Source organism: Anaerococcus sp. AGMB09787 (genome assembly GCF_022808955.1).
Lineage (GTDB): Bacteria > Bacillota > Clostridia > Tissierellales > Peptoniphilaceae > Anaerococcus.
The window spans coordinates 14,185-31,388 of record NZ_JAKZEY010000016.1 but is presented as its reverse complement, the minus strand read 5'-3'; the positions used below and the strand labels follow the sequence as shown (position 1 = coordinate 31,388).

16 protein-coding genes are annotated in these 17,204 nt (G+C 36.9%); 15 read left to right on the top strand and 1 reads right to left on the bottom strand.

Going from position 1 to position 17,204, the window contains the following annotated elements; genetic code table 11:
* Positions 1-114 precede the first annotated feature (114 nt).
* Complete coding sequence (locus MUN42_RS05035) at positions 115-3,075, bottom strand: transglycosylase domain-containing protein (protein ID WP_243343369.1); 2,961 nt, start codon at positions 3,073-3,075, stop codon at positions 115-117.
* A gap of 171 nt (positions 3,076-3,246) precedes the next feature.
* Here MUN42_RS05035 and hflX point away from each other — a divergent pair, with 171 nt between their 5' ends.
* The 15 genes from hflX (at position 3,247) to asnS (ending at position 17,203) form a co-directional block, all read left to right on the top strand.
* Positions 3,247-4,479, top strand: coding sequence for a GTPase HflX (hflX, locus tag MUN42_RS05030; protein WP_243343367.1), 1,233 nt, complete (start codon positions 3,247-3,249; stop codon positions 4,477-4,479).
* Positions 4,460-5,095 carry a YigZ family protein gene (locus tag MUN42_RS05025; RefSeq protein WP_243343366.1) on the top strand — a complete coding sequence of 212 codons (636 nt, stop codon included), beginning with the start codon at positions 4,460-4,462 and terminating at the stop codon, positions 5,093-5,095. Before hflX ends, MUN42_RS05025 begins: the two co-directional genes overlap by 20 nt.
* Positions 5,096-5,104: 9 nt before the next feature.
* Entirely contained in the window at positions 5,105-5,839 is a 735-nt protein-coding gene (locus MUN42_RS05020) for a YebC/PmpR family DNA-binding transcriptional regulator (protein ID WP_243343365.1), read from the top strand.
* Positions 5,840-5,841: 2 nt separating this feature from the next.
* The gene (gene lgt / locus MUN42_RS05015; RefSeq protein ID WP_243343364.1) at positions 5,842-6,642 is read left to right on the top strand and encodes a prolipoprotein diacylglyceryl transferase; all 801 of its coding nucleotides are present in this window, start codon (positions 5,842-5,844) and stop codon (positions 6,640-6,642) included.
* Positions 6,643-6,844: 202 nt separating this feature from the next.
* A complete protein-coding gene (mraZ, locus tag MUN42_RS05010; protein ID WP_243343363.1) occupies positions 6,845-7,258 on the top strand; it encodes a division/cell wall cluster transcriptional repressor MraZ in 414 nt (137 codons plus the stop codon).
* Between the two features lies 1 nt (position 7,259).
* Positions 7,260-8,180, top strand: a complete 921-nt coding sequence (gene rsmH / locus MUN42_RS05005; protein WP_243343362.1) for a 16S rRNA (cytosine(1402)-N(4))-methyltransferase RsmH — start codon at positions 7,260-7,262, stop codon at positions 8,178-8,180.
* A 2-nt stretch (positions 8,181-8,182) separates the two neighbouring features.
* Entirely contained in the window at positions 8,183-8,584 is a 402-nt protein-coding gene (locus MUN42_RS05000; RefSeq protein WP_243343361.1) for a hypothetical protein, read from the top strand.
* 2 nt (positions 8,585-8,586) lie between these two features.
* On the top strand, positions 8,587-9,534 hold the full coding sequence (gene mraY / locus MUN42_RS04995; RefSeq protein WP_243343360.1) for a phospho-N-acetylmuramoyl-pentapeptide-transferase: 948 nt from the start codon (positions 8,587-8,589) through the stop codon (positions 9,532-9,534).
* Complete coding sequence (murD, locus tag MUN42_RS04990) at positions 9,531-10,844, top strand: UDP-N-acetylmuramoyl-L-alanine--D-glutamate ligase (RefSeq protein WP_243343359.1); 1,314 nt, start codon at positions 9,531-9,533, stop codon at positions 10,842-10,844. Before mraY ends, murD begins: the two co-directional genes overlap by 4 nt.
* Positions 10,844-11,932, top strand: coding sequence for an undecaprenyldiphospho-muramoylpentapeptide beta-N-acetylglucosaminyltransferase (murG, locus tag MUN42_RS04985; protein ID WP_243343358.1), 1,089 nt, complete (start codon positions 10,844-10,846; stop codon positions 11,930-11,932). The genes murD and murG overlap by 1 nt, the downstream gene beginning before the upstream one ends.
* Entirely contained in the window at positions 11,925-12,725 is an 801-nt protein-coding gene (locus MUN42_RS04980) for an FtsQ-type POTRA domain-containing protein (RefSeq protein WP_243343356.1), read from the top strand. The genes murG and MUN42_RS04980 overlap by 8 nt, the downstream gene beginning before the upstream one ends.
* 29 nt (positions 12,726-12,754) lie before the next feature.
* Positions 12,755-13,852: a cell division protein FtsZ gene (ftsZ, locus tag MUN42_RS04975; protein ID WP_243343354.1), complete on the top strand. Its 1,098-nt coding sequence runs from the start codon at positions 12,755-12,757 to the stop codon at positions 13,850-13,852.
* Between the two features lies 1 nt (position 13,853).
* On the top strand, positions 13,854-14,327 hold the full coding sequence (gene nrdR, locus MUN42_RS04970; protein ID WP_243343352.1) for a transcriptional regulator NrdR: 474 nt from the start codon (positions 13,854-13,856) through the stop codon (positions 14,325-14,327).
* A gap of 178 nt (positions 14,328-14,505) precedes the next feature.
* A complete protein-coding gene (locus tag MUN42_RS04965) occupies positions 14,506-15,825 on the top strand; it encodes a replication-associated recombination protein A (protein WP_243343349.1) in 1,320 nt (439 codons plus the stop codon).
* Positions 15,815-17,203 (top strand): asparagine--tRNA ligase, encoded by a 1,389-nt coding sequence (gene asnS / locus MUN42_RS04960; protein ID WP_243343347.1) that lies wholly within the window; start codon positions 15,815-15,817, stop codon positions 17,201-17,203. The genes MUN42_RS04965 and asnS overlap by 11 nt, the downstream gene beginning before the upstream one ends.
* Position 17,204: the final 1 nt, after the last annotated feature.

Below are 17,204 nucleotides of genomic sequence, written 5' to 3'. Positions count from 1 at the left end.
TATACCCACAAACGGCTTAATTTAAACGTTTATCGCATAGAAAAAGTAGATGAAGTTATGTTTTTCATCTACTTTGTCTACAGTCTGCTACCTGATACTTTCCGGTAGCCTAAATTAATTATTATAGTTATTATTTTCTTCTTGGTCTGTATTTGTTTCTGAATTAGTACTTGTTTCGCTATCTATTGGGGAAGACTCATTAGGATTACTTTCCTCCTTGTCTTCCTCATCAGAATCCTTATCCTTCTTATCCTTCTTATCCTTATCTTTTTTGTCCTTATCGTCTTCATCCTCTTCTTTAACGTCTTCTGCTAGAGGAGAGTAAGCCTTTGGCATTCTATATTTCCAGTCTTGTGGATAGATACCATTAAATTTGTTAGGATCATATTCATTTTTAAGTTCCATAACTGATGCAGATATTGTACGATTTTCAGGAGTGAGGTTTGTAGCCAAGAGTCCATTTCTTGAATCTAGGTAAACCCATTTGTGGACATCATCTTCTTCTGTAGGGTAGTTGTTAGGTCCAAAGATTTCTTCCTTAACTGTACCTCTAGAATCTCCATATGATGCATCTGTAGGGAGTTTACCACTCATTGTATCTACCATCATATGCCTGATGCCTTCTGGCTCTTCGAAGCTTGCTACTTCGTAGCCATCAAGGATTTCGTTATTTATTTGATTCCACATATAGGCAGCCCTATCTATAGAAGTTCCGTTTAGGGATAAGTTTTGGTTATCAGCACCCATCCAAATTCCTACAGTGTAATAAGGAGTATAACCTACACACCAGAAGTCTGTGTAATTATCTGTTGTACCAGTTTTAGTCGCATAGGATGTACCATTTAAGTAGATATTTTCGTAGTACTCTCCAGCACTTTGTAGGGCAGAGGTTATTTGGTAGGCAGTCTCTGGTGATGTTACCTCGTTAGTTACTTTGTTGCTTTCTTCAAATACGACATTTCCCTGATAGTCTGTAATTTTTGAGAAGGTAAGGGGTTCTATATATTTTCCATCATTGGCCAAGGCCCCATAGGCAGCAGTCATATCTAGGACTGTAAGACCATTACTCATAGCACCTACTCCTAGGGCAGCTAGGTTTTCGTCATTTGTTTCGCTATTTTCAGCTTCTGTAACAAAGAAGTCCTTGTCTCCATCTTCTTTGATGATTCCAAACCTCTTTAGGTATTCCATGGAAGTATCTATGCCGATCTTATCTAGGGTAGATACTGCTATGGTATTTATTGACATCTTTAGGGCATCCCTTAGAGGAACTACTCCCATGAAGTAGTCGTAAACATTAACAGGCCAAGGTTGGTTGTCTTCATTTAATTCAAATGGAACATCGTCTAGTCCGCTAGCTAGGTTAAAGCCATTATCAAGGGCAGCTGTATAAGTTGCTATTGGTTTGATGGCAGATCCTGGTTGTCTAGGAACTGCAGATGCCCTATCCAAGATATTTATACCTTCTTGGTCACGTCCACCCATGAGTGCTTTGATTCTTCCAGTCTTGTGGTCAATTATTACTGTAGATGATTGAGGTTGGATAACCCCCTCTAGGTCAATATCATAAAAATCCTTGCTTATGCTAAAGGATCCATCATCATATTGGGTTAGGAAGTTGGGATTTTCTTCCAAGTATTTGGCAGCTATTACGATATTGCCATCATCTGTTTGATATATTGTATCGTTTGATTCAAATTCGATTCTTCCGGTCTTGTGGGTTCTCAAGTTAGAATTTTTTTCATCTAGGCTATAGAAGTCTCTAAATATCAACCTTGTTTGGTCAAGGTAAACTTTTGAAGTATTCATTACCAAATTAGAGTTTTCATCTAGCCAAGCCTCATTTGCAGTGAGGTAGAGGTCGTTGTTATCATTTAGAATATTGCCCTTCTTAAAGTACAAGAGTCTACCATCAGATGGCTTGATAATATTGCCCCAATCATCATAGGCTAGGTCCAAGAGTGGGGCATAGCCAAGGCCTTCGCTATTACCGATTAGGTATTCGGAGAAGTTAGCATAGATTCCTTCGAGTTTTGCTTGAAGGTCTGTATCCAGACTAGTTGTAATCTTTAGTCCTCCATAATAAAGTTTATCCCAGGCTTGATTTTCAGAAATATTTTGTACTTCCATAAGCTTTTGGACAACTTGTTTTTCTAGGAGGGTGTTAAAGTATGATGCAAGGTCCAGGTTTTTTCTTTGGGCTGGCTCGACTGAACTTGCTATATCAAAGGACTTAGCTTCGTTATATTCATCTTGTGATATATAGCCGTTTTCAAGCATCTTATCTAGGACATAGCCTTGCCTTTCTAAAGGAGCTTCGTTATATACTGCACTATACTTGATGCCATCTATATAAAATTCACCTAGGACTCTTTGGTCTGTTACCTCAGTTGACTTAATAGCCTTATAGAGAGAATTTTCAGATGGTGATTGGACAATACCTGCTAGAGCTGCAGCTTGAGAGAGGTTTAATTCAGAGACATCCTTGTTAAAGTAAGTCTTGGATGCGGCTTGGACACCGTAGGAGTTTTGTCCCATAAAGACCCTATTTAAGTAGGCGCCCAGGATTTCATCCTTGCTAAGGTATTTTTCTATCTCTAAAGCTAGATATATTTCCTTTATCTTTCTTTCATAAGTTTGGTCGTTTGAAAGATAGGTGTTTCTTGCTAATTGTTGGGTTATTGTAGATCCACCTCTTACAATTGAGCCTGCCTTAATATTTTCTAAAATAGATCCAACTATAGAAACAGGATCTATACCCTTGTGTTTATAAAATCTCTCATCTTCAACAGCTACAAAAGCGTTTTTTAGATTATCAGGTATTTGATTGTAATCGACTATTTCTCTATATTCGCTTGTAGCGATGGAGTCTACTTCATTTCCTTCTTCATCTACTATTGTCGAGTTTTGACTCATTTCATACTTAATACTATTTGCATCTATCTCAGGGGTTGTCTTCATGACTTCGAGGATAGCTCCTGCAGTCATCCCTGCAAATATAAAGCCTATGGCAAATACAAATAGGATTACTATAAGAAATATTTTGCCGACAATAGAAGCAATTTTTTTAGTCATAATGCCTCCATATTTTTATTAATTACTTTTATTTTATCATTTTTAGGAGAATACTTCCATAGATAAAAACTTTTATATGAAAAAAATTATTAGTAGATTTAAAAATGCTCCTGGCATATATCTTTTATAATTAATGAAATAATCGTATAATCTAAGTTAGAAAGGAAGTTTATGCAAAGAGTTATACAAGTTAATGCTGTTAATAAGGAAGACGACTTAGACAATAAGATTTATGAGCTAGAAAATCTTATCAAAACTGCAGGTGGAGAAAGCATTGCCTATGTAAGCCAGGTTATAAGTAAGGTCAATCCAAAATATTATATTGGGTCGGGCAAGGTTAAAGAAATCGAGGACTTGGCAAAGAAAAACGATGTAGATACGGTAATCTTTGATGTAGAACTATCTGCAAGTCAGCTCTATAATCTTGAAGAAGAGATGAAGCTCCATGTTGTAGACTGGACTACACTAATTTTAGATATATTTGCCATGAGGGCTAATACCAAGGAAGCAAGACTAAAGATTAAGCTTGCCCAACTAAAGTACCAGTTACCTAGGATTAATAAGTGGTTTTCTTACCTATCTAGGCAGGCAGGTGGTATAGGAACTAGGGGACCTGGTGAAACCATGCTTGAGACTGATAGGCGTGCCATAGTAAGGGATATAAAATCGCTAGAAAAGTCTATCAAGTCAATAGATAAGACTAAGCGAATTAATAGGCTATCTCGTAAGGGTATCCACAACCTATCACTAGTAGGTTATACCAATGCAGGTAAGTCGACCATATTAAATGGAATGATTTCCTTATTTGGTGAGGATAAGTATGTTTATTCTGATGACCTCTTGTTTGCAACCCTAGATACTTCAACCAGGAGGCTTGATTTTTCAAATACCAAGCTAACCTTAACTGATACCGTAGGTTTTATAGATAATTTGTCGGAAGAATTAAATGATAGTTTCCTTACGACCTTGGATGAAGTTAGGTTTTCTGATATGCTTCTTATTGTAATAAATTCTGCTACAAATATTGACCAACAGTTAAAGACTATAGAAAAGTCGCTTGCAGATATTGACATTGGTGATAAGAAGATTCTCTATGTCTTCAATAAAATTGATATGGTAGAAGATGACCTTGCCATAAACCTCTATAAGAGAGAGGCGGATAGGATTTTTATATCAGCTAAAGAAGAAGAAGACCTCATCCGACTTAAGGAAAAGATAGTCGATATGATTAAAGCTGACTATGAGCTTGTAACTATGCATATTCCTTTTTCCAAAGGATCTGTTACAGATTATATAATGTCTAACTATGATATTCTGGAAGTGGATTATGATAGTGAAGGAACCAATTTGAAGCTTAAAATTAGCAAAGAGGACTATACCAAATATGGAAATTATGTCAGATGATTATAGGACAATCGAGGGGGAAAAGACTTCCCACTTTGAGGAGAACAAATCAAAATTTATAACGACAGCCAGGCATGTAGAAAGTGAAGCAGAGGCCCTTACTTTCCTTGAGGAGATGAGGGAGATTTATAAGGATGCGACCCATAACTGCTATGCTTATATTATAAACGAGGTCCCAGAGGTAAAAAGATATAGTGATGATGGAGAACCTCAAGGCAGTGCGGGCCTACCCATGCTATCAGTATTGGAAAAAGAAAAGGTAAAGAATATAATTGTCGTTGTGACTAGATATTTTGGTGGTAAGCTCTTGGGTAAGGGAGGACTTGTCAGGGCCTATAGTAGGGGAGTAAGTGATACCCTAGCTAACAATGTAGTTTGTAAGTGCCAATATTTTGAAGTAGAATTAATTCATTCTTATAGTGTACTTGGTCAGATCGAAAACTACCTAAACAATGAAGGCTATACGATAATTGACAAAGATTATACAGATGAAGTTAAAGAAAGGCTCTATGTAAAGCCAGCTCACTTTGACAAATTTAAGTCTGATCTTATCGAGCTAACCAGCGCAAATATAAGTATAAATATATTAGAAAAAACAATGTTATTTGAATCTTAGGAGGATAAAATGTCAGGACATAATAAATGGAGTAAAATCAAGAACAAAAAAGGAAGCGAAGATGCTAGAAAGGGTAAGGTCTTTACCAAGCACGCTAGAAATATAACAGTTGCAGCTAGGGAGGGTGGTAGCAACCCAGACTACAACCCAGCTTTAAAAACAGCCATCGAAAAAGCCAAGGCTGACAATATGCCTAATGATAATATCGACAGGGCTATCAAAAAAGCTGAAGGTGGAGATGATGATTCAAACTTCGAAAGAGTAATCTACGAAGGCTATGGCCCAGGTGGGGTAGCTGTTATAGTTGATTGCTTGACAGATAACAAGAATAGGACTGCCCCAGATGTAAGACACGCCTTTGATAAAAATGGTGGAAACCTTGGAACAGATGGGTCAGTAATGTTTATGTTTGAGAGAAAGGGAGACATAGTTGTAGATAAAGCTGACAAGGACTTCGATGACTTCATGATGGATGCTCTTGATGCAGGTGCAGAAGATGTTAAGGTAGTGGGAGAATACTTCGAAGCTATAACAGATGTCGAAAGCTTCAATGGTGCCAACGATAAATTAAAGGAAATGGGCTATAAGATTGAAAGTGCTGACCTCTCATACCTTGCCAATAACCTAATCAAGGTAGAAGATAGCGACCAAGAAGCAAAATTAACCAAACTAATCGATAGCTTAGAAGACAATGATGATGTCCAAGAAGTATATACAAACTGGGATGATCAAGGCGAGGAATAAAGATGGAATTTAATATAAATCCAGTTGCCTTTAGCATTTTTGGCATAGACATCTATTGGTATGCCATAATAATTATAACTGGGATTTTCATTGCAGCTCAATTTGCAAAAAAAGAATTTGTAAGAAGGGGCTTTGATGAGGATCTAGTTTACGACATCCTCTTTGTCATCATTCCTGTTGGAATAATAGGTGCAAGGTTTTGGTATATCCTATTTGAGTGGGATTACTATAGTGCCAACCCATCCCAAATCCTAAACTTTAGGGCAGGAGGCTTGGCCATCCATGGTGGGATCTTGTTTGGACTAATTGCTCTAATAATCTATCAAAGATTTAAGCAAATCCCACTTATTGACCTAACCGATATAATTGTCCCATCCCTAGCCCTTGCTCAAGGAATAGGAAGGTGGGGAAACTTCGCCAATAGTGAGGCCCATGGAGGTCCTACAGATCTACCGTGGGGAATAATAATTGATGGGGTCAAGGTTCATCCGACCTTCCTCTATGAATCAATTGGAGATGTCTTGATTTTTATCTTCCTTTACAAGTATAGGAAGAAGAATCCTGCCAAGGGTAAGCAAACAGCGATCTACCTTATGGCCTATGGGGTTTTGAGGTTTTTTGTAGAGGGTATGAGGACAGATTCTCTATACATTGGAGGATTTAAGACAGCTCAACTAGTTTCTATTGCTTATTTAATAATAGGACTTGTGATTTTTGTAGTAGCCTCCAAGAAAAACCAAGCTCCTTACTTCAAAGTCAAGGAAGATAAAGAGAAAAAAGAGAGAATAATCAATTTCAAATAAAATAATTGACCTGTCAGCTAGTGAATTATTCATAACAATAGCTATTATAAAAGACCTTGCGGAATTAAAGGCAAGGATAAGAGGTAAAACATATATCCTACAAGAATTCCAAAGACCTGGCAGGTCTTTTTTATTTGCAAATTTAGCCCCCATAGTATAAAATGATTATGAAGTGGTTTGATGTGGTAGAAGGTGGTATGAAATGTTTTTAGGGGAATTTATTCATAAGCTAGATTCAAAAAACAGAATAATGATGCCAAGTGAATTTAGAGAGGACTTGGAGGGGACGTTTTATATTACAAAGGGCCCAGAGTCATCTCTTATCCTCCTACCAGAAGAAGAATTTATCAAGAAATCACAAAGACTTGAAGAAATAGGCACTTCAAATAAGAAGAGTCGTGCTATAAAGAGGCTATTTTTCTCATCAACAGTTAAAACAAGCCTTGATAAGCAGGGAAGAATTTTGTTAAATAAGAACTTAAAAGATTATTCAGGAATTGATTCTGAAGCCATGATTATAGGCAACAACTCTACTATAGAGATTTGGGCCATAGATAAATGGCAAGCATATATAGATGAAGTTGAGGTGAATTTATCCGACATTATGGATGAGTAAGATGGAATTTGAACATATACCAGTACTCGCAAGGGAGACTATAAAAAAATTAAATATAAGACCTGATGGAATTTACCTAGACTTAACAGCCGGCAAGGGCGGTCATTCCAAAATGATTTTGCAAGAGCTAAGTGATGATGGTCGTCTTATTGTAGTTGACCAAGATAAGGAAGCAATAAAGGCTGCCAAGGCCAATCTCGCTGACTTTGACAATGTAACTTTTGTAAATTCAAATTTTGAAAATTTTGAACAAATCCTTGAAGATTTAGATATAGATTATATAGATGGGGCTTTGATGGATATTGGTGTAAGCTCATACCAAATAGACAATGCAGACAGGGGATTTTCCTATATGCACGATGGACCTTTGGATATGAGAATGAACCAAGAAAATGAGTTAACAGCAGCAAAAATCATAAAGGAATACTCTGAGGAGGACCTGGTTCGTATTTTCTTTGACTATGGAGAGGAGAAATTCTCAAGGCAGATAGCTAGAAACATCGTAAAAGAGAGAGCTGAGAGGGACATTATAAGTACAGGAGAGCTTGCCGAGCTTGTAAGAAAGTCCTTTAAGTCAGAAGATGCCCATCCCGAAAAAAGAGTATTCCAAGCCTTAAGAATCGAAGTTAATAGGGAACTAGAGGTACTTACAAATACAATAGACAAGGTAGTTGACCATCTAAATAAGGGAGGTAGGCTTGCAATCATTACCTTCCATAGTCTAGAAGATAGGATTGTAAAGAATAAATTTAAGGAATTAGCGACAGATTGCATTTGTCCACCAAATTTTCCAGTGTGCGTCTGCAACCACCATGCAAGTGTAAAGCTTGTTAATAAAAAGCCTATAGTGGCAAGTAAGGAAGAGTTAAAGGCAAACTCTCGTTCCAAACCTGCTAAACTTAGGGTCTGCCAAAGGATATAGCCATGGAAGAAAGAAAAGTTTTAAGAAAAGAAAATACCCAAATACAGAAGAGGGCTCGTCTTACAGTCCGTGATAATAGAGATTTAAGGAAGAAAAGGCGAATTATAGAGCTAAAGAAAAAGGATAGACGTTTTAGAATCATAGCTTCCATAATAACTTTTCTTGCCCTAGGCTTTGTCTTTACTTTATTTATGATGGAGAGGATGTCCTTGAATCGAAAAATAGATGAGTATAATAGTTTACAGGCAGATGTCATGGCCTATGAACTTCAAAAAGATAATTTAAACAAAAAAGTAGAAAATGCCATTGACCTTCCAAGGATTCAAAGATATGCCTTAGAAGAGCTAGGTATGGTCTATAGGGATGATGAAAATACTGTCAAATTAAATGTAGATAGGAATTAGGTATGAATAAGTTTTTTATTGTTTTATTAAGCATTATTATAAGTATAGGTCTTTCTTTGCTAATTATCCCTATACTAAGAAAAAAGAAAATTGGACAAAACATAAGATCTGTCGGTCCCAAGAGTCACTTAGAAAAGGCAGGAACTCCTACCATGGGTGGAGTAATTTTTATCCTCACAACTTTTATAATGACTCTTATTTTTCTACCCTTTAACCTTCAAACAGCGACAATTTTGATAGGAACATTGGGATTTGGGGCGATTGGTTTTATTGATGATTTTAGAAAATTAGTTCTAAAGCAAAGCGAGGGCCTATCACCAAAGGGCAAGATCATTTTGCAATTTGGTCTTGCTGTAATTGTTACTATCCTTTGTTTTGTTTATGATAGACAAAGTGTTACTAGCATTCTTATTCCATTTGTAAATAAGAGCCTAAATATTGGTATACTTGGTTTTCCTCTTATGGTTTTTGTTATAGTGGGTACTACCAATGCGACTAACCTTACAGATGGACTTGATGGACTACTTACTAGTGTGTCCTTGCCAGTATTTATTACTTTAGCAATTATCGGCATTAATTCAGAAAAGGAAATTTTCTCCCTAATAATGCTAGGAAGTCTTATAGGATTTTTGATATTTAACTCAAATCCAGCATCAGTCTTTATGGGAGATACAGGATCTATGGCCATAGGTGGTGCTATAGTGGTTTTATCCATCCTAATGAATTTACAATTTTATTTGGTAATATTTGGAGGAATCTATGTATTAGAAACCCTATCAGTTATAATCCAAGTAACTTCCTATAGGCATAGGAATAAAAAGAGAGTCTTCCTTATGACTCCTATCCACCACCATTTTGAATTGAAGGGCCACAAGGAAACAAAGATTGTAGCAGCCTTTAGTGCTGTATCTACTATCTTGTGTATGGTAACATTGGCAGCAATATTATGAAAAAAGTATTAGTTTATGGATTAGGTAGAACAGGTATATCTGCAGTCAAGACCCTAGATGACTTGGGCTATGATGTATATACTTACGATAAAAATATAGAAAAAGTCGAGGAATTAGAGAGCTATACCTATAGCTCTATTTCTGATTTAAAAAAAGATTTTGACTTTGACTTTGTTGTCAAATCTCCAGGAATAAAGCCAAGCGATGAGGTCTTGTCACTCTTAAGTGAAAAATATGAAATAATTTCTGATATAGAATTATCATATAGGCTATTTCCAGACAGGAAGATTATTTCAATAACAGGGACCAATGGAAAAACATCTACAACATCCATGGTTAGTCATATCTTAAATGAAGAAGGAGTGAGAGCAATTCCTGTAGGAAATATCGGAGAGGGAATCTTGTGGCCTATGTATAAGAACCCCGATGCCGTTTTCGTTTGTGAACTATCAAGCTTCCAACTCCACGATACCAGGTACTATAGGCCCCGCATAGGAAATATCCTAAATATCACAGAAGATCATATAGACTGGCATGGATCCTTTGAGGACTATTATCAAAGTAAGTTTAAAATAGGTCAAAACCAAGATGAGAGTGATTTTCTAATAATAAACGCAGAAGATGATATTTTACAAGCCAACAAGGCTAACTTTAAGGCAAGGCTCTACGAGTTTTCTTCCAAAAGGGAAGTAGCCAGGGGTGCCTTTATAAAAGATAGGGCAATTTACCTAAGGGATAAGGACCTAGTTAAGGTCTGCGATTTGGATAACCTTTTGGTAATAGGTGAGCATAATTACGAAAATATAATGGCTGCCATCCTATCTACCTATCTTTTTGGATTGGACCTATCAGATATAGAAAGACACATCAAGACCTTTAGGTCGATTGAGCATAGGCTTGAGTACGTTGATACCATAAGAGGCTTAAAGATTTACAATGACTCCAAGGGTACCAATGTCGATAGCTCTGTCAAAGCTATAGAGAGTTTTAATGACCCTATAATAATTATAGCTGGTGGCTATGACAAAAATATAGACTATACTGACTACATTAAAGCCTTTAAGAAAAAGGGTGGACTTATGATAATCCTAGGTCAAACTAAGGAAAAAATTAAGGCCCTCTGTGAAAAATATGGAGTTACCTACCAATTAGCAGATGATATGCGAGATGGAGTTGATATAGCCTTTAGAAATTCTGACCAAGGAGATGTTTTATTACTATCCCCAGCCAGCGCATCCTGGGGGATGTATGATAATTTCGAACAAAGAGGTAATGATTTTAAAAATATAGTGAGGGAGTACAAAGATTGATGAGAGTAATTTTATCTGGTGGTGGTACAGGTGGCCATATCTATCCTGCCATCGCCATAGGGCAAAAAATTGAAGAAGAATTTGATAATTCGGAGATATATTATGTAGGAATAAAGGGAGGACCTGAGGAAAAAATTGCTCAGAAGTATGGCTACGAATTCTTAGCCTTATCCGGTATGGGGATACCTCGTAAGATTTCCAAGAAACTTTTTATATCCCTCTTAGAAAACTACAAGGGCTTTAGGATGGCTAAGGGAATTATAAAAAAAATCAAGCCTGATATTGTAATAGGAACTGGCGGCTATGTATGCGCTCCTATCCTTTATCAGGCATCAAGGGTAGGCATACCAAGCCTTGTCCACGAATCAAATTCCTATCCTGGCATGGCTTCCAAATTTTTATCAAACAAGGTAAATAAAGTCCTTATATCCTACGAAGCTGCTAAAAAACACTTCAAAAGCAAAGACAATATAATAGTTACAGGAAATCCAGTTAGGACTAGCTTTGACCTATCCTATACTGAAGATGATTTAGATAAACTTGGCATAAAGAAAGATAGGCCTATAGTATTTTCCTTTGGAGGAAGCAATGGATCCTATTGGATGAATAAGGCAGTGGTAGAATTATCAAAGTCTCTAGATGGCTCATACTACCTCCTCCACCAAACAGGTAGGAAAAATTATGATCAATTCTTAGAAGATATTAGCCCAAACCAATACCTTAAGATTTTTCCTTATATTGACAATATCGACTTATTTTATGGGGTTAGTGACTTGGTAATAGCATCATCTGGAGCCATGAGCCTATCAGAAATATCAGCAGTTGCAAGGCCTTCGATTCTGATTCCAAAAAATTATACAACAGAAAACCACCAAGAGTACAACGCTAGAACCTATGTAAATAAGGGAGCTTCTAGTATGATATTAGAAAAAGACCTATCAGGAGACATCCTTGATCAAAAGATAAAAGAAATAGTAAGCGATCCTGATAAAATGAAAGAGATGGGAGAGAAAGCTCATAGTTTATCCAAGGAAGATGCTGGAGATAAGATAATGGATATTATAAAAGAGCTAGTTCACTATGAATAAGGATAGAGAAGCAAAAAAAAGAATACAATCAAATAAAGATAGGAAGATCCTTAAGGATGGTAAGGTTAAGGATAGGAGCCGTAAAGTTTTTACAAGGGGCTTTGTCATATTCTTGGCTCTAATGTCGCTTGGAATACTATTTTTTAATATTTATAGGCATCCCTACTTGCAGGTTAGCCAGATATATGTCTCTGGCAATGAAAAAATAGACGATGCAGAAATAATTGCAAAAATGGGTTCTTCAATAGGAAAAAATATCCTAACTTATAGGTCAAAAGAAGCTGAAAAAAAGTTAGAAGAAAATCCAATGATCGATAAAGCTCAAGTAAAAAAAGTCTTTCCCAATATCTTAAACATTGAGATAGAGGAGATATACCCAGTCTTTCTATTAGAAAATAGCGAAAATCAAATCTTGGTTTCTAACAAGGCTAGTATTATAGGTCCAAAAAAAGATCAAGACACTATCAATTTAATCAATCTTAGACTAGATAATTATAATAGTGACCTTAAGGATCAAGTAACAAATGATGAAGAGATTAACGGTTTTTTGACAGAAATATCTAAAGCTGCTTATGTATCTGATATAGGCCAATTAAATTTTGAAAACACAGCCCATATCGGTATAATAGTAAAAGATATAGAGGTTGATTTCGGATCCTTAGATCAGTCTTCTTACAAGATTGTCTTGCTCGAATCAATTTTAAAAGACGTAGAAAATAAGGACCTCGAGGATGTAAGAATCTCTCTAGTAGATCCAAAAAATCCAGTAGTTGAAATAAACCAAGGTTCTTAATATAAAATTTTTTAGGTAATGGGGGAAATATGGCAAACATTAACATGGAAACTGATAACAATGCTCTAGCTAAAATCAAAGTTATAGGAGTCGGCGGAGGCGGAAACAACGCAATAAGCCGAATGAGAGACAATGGACTTTCAGGAGTTGAATTTATAGCTCTTAACACAGACCTACAAACACTACAAGCTTCAAATGCAGATGTTAGACTTGAAATAGGAGAAAAACTCACTAGAGGTCTTGGTGCCGGCGGAAATCCTGAAGTAGGTGAGAAGTCAGCAGAAGAAAGCAAGTCAGAAATATCTGAACAACTTAAGGGTGCAGATATGGTCTTTATCACAGCAGGAATGGGCGGTGGAACAGGTACAGGAGCTGCTCCAGTAGTTGCAAAAGTTGCAAAAGAAATGGGCATTCTTACTGTTGGTGTTGTTACAAAACCATTTACCTTTGAAGGTAGAAAAAGATCTATCCAAGCTGAAGGTGGAATAGAAAAACTAAAGGAAAGTGTAGATACCTTAATCACTATTCCTAACGATAAACTTCTTCAAATCGTTGAAAAAAGAACATCTATGGTAGATGCTTTCAAGATGGCTGATCAAGTTCTTATGGATGCTGTAAGTGGTATATCAGAGCTTATAGCAGTACCTAATGTAATTAACCTTGACTTTGCAGACGTTGAGTCTATTATGAGTGATCAAGGTATAGCTCACATGGGTATTGGTAGGGCTAATGGTGAAAATAGGGCGGTAGATGCTGCTAAGGCTGCTATTAACTCACCTCTTCTAGAAACAAGCATAGAAGGAGCTAATGCAGTATTACTTAACGTAACAGCAGCAGAAGTTGGTCTAATGGAAGCTAATGAAGCTGCAGAATTGATTAGAGAAAATATCGACTCTGATGCTAATATCATCTTTGGTGTAGGATCTGATGAATCCTTAGGTGAAGATATCAAGATAACTGTTATTGCAACAGGTTTTGATAGTCCAAATGCAAGAAGAAAAAGTGCACCAAATAACTCAAGGGATGATTTAAATGCTCCATCAAGAGCAACAAGATCTACTTCTTCTTCAAATAATAGCTCATCAAGCTTCTTTGACGATATAGACCTACCTGACTTTTTAAAGTAATATGAGATGTCCCTATTGTAATTCATTAGATACTAGGGTAATCGACTCGAGATCAACTGAAGATGACAGGGCTATAAGGAGAAGGAGACAATGCGGACATTGTGATAGGAGATTTTCAACCTACGAAAGGTACGAAGATGCCACAATCATGGTTGTCAAAAAAGACCTAACCCGAGAGGCCTATGATCAGAGCAAACTTATAGGTGGGATAGTAAAAAGTTGCCAAAAGCGACCAGTAAGTATGGCTGAGATTGAAAATGTAGCCAGAAATGTCGAAATGAAGATTAACCATCTAGGCAAGAATGAAGTATCTTCAAGGTATATAGGAGAGCTTGTTATGAATGAGCTTAAGAAACTTGACCCAGTAGCCTATGTTAGATTTGCCTCAGTGTATAGAGAATTTAAGGATGTTGATTCATTCTATGAAGAAATAAAAAGTTTAAGAAATGATGAAGATGGGGATGTTGCAGAATGAATAAATCGTCCCATAATCGTTAGAAGAACCTCTACGTCAATTTGGCCTCTCAGAGCCGGCGGGCTAAACCTCCCAGAGCCGGCGGGCTAGTCCGACATATTTTCATAGAGAACCTTCTAACGATGTGACGATGTTTATTCATAGTTTGCAACACCCTTTTTTTTTATAAGGGGTGAATATGGATTTATTTGAATTAAATAGGCAAAGGGAGCTTGAGAAGTCAGCTCCCCTTGCAGATAGATTAAGACCTAAGAAGCTTGATGACTATCTGGGTCAAGACCATCTCTTAGGAGATGGGAAGATCCTCCGAAGGATGATAAGGGCTGATAGGATTTATTCTATGATCCTCTATGGGCCACCAGGAGTAGGAAAGACTAGTTTAGCGAAGATTATATCAGAAGCTACTAATAAGGCCTTTGAAGAAATATCTGCGGTAACCTCTGGTATAACAGACCTAAAGAAGAAGGTTCAGATAGCCAAGGATAATTTAGCCTACGAAAATAGAAAGACTATCTTGTTTGTCGATGAAATCCATAGGTTTAATAAGAGCCAACAAGATTACCTCCTACCCTTTGTGGAGGATAGCACCATAATTTTAATTGGAGCATCTACCGAAAATCCATATTTTGAAATTAACAAGGCCCTTCTTTCTAGGATGTATATTTTTGAGCTAAAGGCCTTGACCCATGAGGACCTATCAAAGTTAATAGATAGGGCTTTGACAAAGGATGAATTACTTAAGACGAAGAATATAGACCTAAGGGATGAGGCCCGAGAGATTTTGATAAACTACTCAAATGGCGATAGCAGGGCCCTATTAAATGGCTTGGAGATTGCTATATTTTCAGAAGAAGAGAAAAATAGTAAAATAGTAATAGATAAGTCTACTATAGAAAATTCTATCCAAAAGAAGATTTTCATCTACGATAAAAAAGGCGATAGTCACTATGACCTAGTGAGCGCCTTCATAAAATCAATTAGAGGCTCAGATATTGACGCTTCCCTTTATTATCTGGCAAGGATGCTAGAGGGGGGAGAGGATATAAAGTTTATAGCAAGAAGGCTAATAATTCTTGCGTCAGAAGATATTTCTAATGCAGATCCTAAAGCCTTAATCTTGGCAGTAGCTTGCTTTCATGCCATTGATACAGTGGGCATGCCCGAGGCTAGGATTATTTTGGCACAGACTGTAGTCTATTTGGCAGCAGCTCCTAAGTCAAATTCGACCTACCTGGCTATAGATAAGGCACTCAAATTCGTGAGGGAGAATTCTGATGAGGGGGTGCCTAATAAATTAAAGGATACCCATTATAAGGGATCTGATACCTTTGTTAAGGATACATACCTGTATCCCCACAATTTTGGTGGCTATGTTAGAGCTGATTATTTACCAGATGCCTTTAGGGACATAAGCTTTTATGAGAGTAAGAACATAGGGTTTGAAAAGGATATGATAGATAGACTTAATAAAATTAAGAGAGGGAATAATGAAGATTAGAGAATTAATTAATGATTTAGAAAAGTATAAAGATAGCGAGGTTATCCTACAAGGATGGATTAGAAATTCAAGGTTTGGTAAAAACGTAGGATTTATTGAATTAAATGATGGATCAACCTTCAAGAACTTACAAATTGTTGTTTCTAAGGATATAGAAAATTATGATGAACTAGATAGTCAAAACCTATCAGCATCATTAGAGGTTGAGGGAAAATTTGTCCTAACAGGAAATGAAAGGAACCCTTATGAGGTTCAAGCTACAAGGATAAGTGTTTTGGGAGAATCTTCAGACAAATTCCCTATCCAAAAGAAAAGACAACCCCTAGAATATATGAGGACTATTCCTCACCTTAGGGCTAGAACTAATACCTATAGGGCAGTCTTTAAGGTAAGATCACTCCTTGCCTATGCCCTCCACAAGTTTTTCCAAGAAAACGGCTTTACTTATGTTCACCCACCAATAATTACAGCATCCGATGCTGAAGGTGCAGGTGAGATGTTCAATGTAACAACCTTAAGCCCAGAAGAATATCCTACAAAAGAAGATGGAAGTATAGATTATTCCAAGGACTTCTTTGGTAAAAGTGCCCATCTTACAGTATCAGGTCAGCTAGAAGCAGAAGACTTGGCGCTTGCTTTGGGAGATGTCTATACTTTTGGTCCAACTTTTAGGGCAGAAGTATCCAACACTCCAAGACACGCTGCAGAATTCTGGATGCTAGAGCCTGAAATGGCCTTCACAGACTACAATAGGGCTATGGATGTGGCAGAAAACATGATAAAATACGCTATCGATTATGTATTAGAAAATGCCAAAGAAGAAACGGCATTCTTCAATGAGAGAATAGATGAGGGCCTAATTGATAGGTTAAACAAGATTAGAAATGCTGACTTTGCAAGGATTACCTATACTAAGGCAGTAGAGCTCCTAGAAGAAGCTGATGAAAAATTTGAATATCCAGTTAAGTGGGGCATAGACCTCCAAACTGAGCATGAGAGATACCTATCAGAAAAAATTGTAGGTGGCCCAGTATTTGTAACTGACTATCCAAAAGAGATCAAGGCCTTCTATATGAAGAGAAATGATGATGGCAAGACTGTAGCTGCCTTTGATATGCTAGTTCCTGGAGTAGGAGAGCTAATAGGTGGATCTCAAAGGGAAGAAAGATATGATGAGCTAGTTAAGTCAATGGAAGAAAACGGACTTAATGTAGATGATTATGGAAACTATCTTGACCTAAGAAGGTTCGGTACAGTTGTTCACTCAGGTTTTGGCCTAGGGTTTGAGAGAGCCTTGATGTATGTTACCGGAATCAAAAATATAAGAGACGTCATTGCATATCCAAGATATGTAAATGCCTTTACAGATAAAAATTAGG

Coding starts and splice junctions, on each gene's coding strand:
- rsmH (WP_243343362.1), top strand. CDS start 7,260: ATGGAATTTGAACATATACCAGTACTCGCAAGGGAGACTATAAAAAAA.
- murD (WP_243343359.1), top strand. CDS start 9,531: ATGAAAAAAGTATTAGTTTATGGATTAGGTAGAACAGGTATATCTGCA.
- MUN42_RS05020 (WP_243343365.1), top strand. CDS start 5,105: ATGTCAGGACATAATAAATGGAGTAAAATCAAGAACAAAAAAGGAAGC.
- MUN42_RS04965 (WP_243343349.1), top strand. CDS start 14,506: ATGGATTTATTTGAATTAAATAGGCAAAGGGAGCTTGAGAAGTCAGCT.
- hflX (WP_243343367.1), top strand. CDS start 3,247: ATGCAAAGAGTTATACAAGTTAATGCTGTTAATAAGGAAGACGACTTA.
- nrdR (WP_243343352.1), top strand. CDS start 13,854: ATGAGATGTCCCTATTGTAATTCATTAGATACTAGGGTAATCGACTCG.
- MUN42_RS05035 (WP_243343369.1), bottom strand. CDS start 3,075: ATGACTAAAAAAATTGCTTCTATTGTCGGCAAAATATTTCTTATAGTA.
- MUN42_RS04980 (WP_243343356.1), top strand. CDS start 11,925: ATGAATAAGGATAGAGAAGCAAAAAAAAGAATACAATCAAATAAAGAT.
- mraZ (WP_243343363.1), top strand. CDS start 6,845: ATGTTTTTAGGGGAATTTATTCATAAGCTAGATTCAAAAAACAGAATA.
- mraY (WP_243343360.1), top strand. CDS start 8,587: ATGAATAAGTTTTTTATTGTTTTATTAAGCATTATTATAAGTATAGGT.
- asnS (WP_243343347.1), top strand. CDS start 15,815: ATGAAGATTAGAGAATTAATTAATGATTTAGAAAAGTATAAAGATAGC.
- ftsZ (WP_243343354.1), top strand. CDS start 12,755: ATGGCAAACATTAACATGGAAACTGATAACAATGCTCTAGCTAAAATC.
- murG (WP_243343358.1), top strand. CDS start 10,844: ATGAGAGTAATTTTATCTGGTGGTGGTACAGGTGGCCATATCTATCCT.
- lgt (WP_243343364.1), top strand. CDS start 5,842: ATGGAATTTAATATAAATCCAGTTGCCTTTAGCATTTTTGGCATAGAC.
- MUN42_RS05025 (WP_243343366.1), top strand. CDS start 4,460: ATGGAAATTATGTCAGATGATTATAGGACAATCGAGGGGGAAAAGACT.
- MUN42_RS05000 (WP_243343361.1), top strand. CDS start 8,183: ATGGAAGAAAGAAAAGTTTTAAGAAAAGAAAATACCCAAATACAGAAG.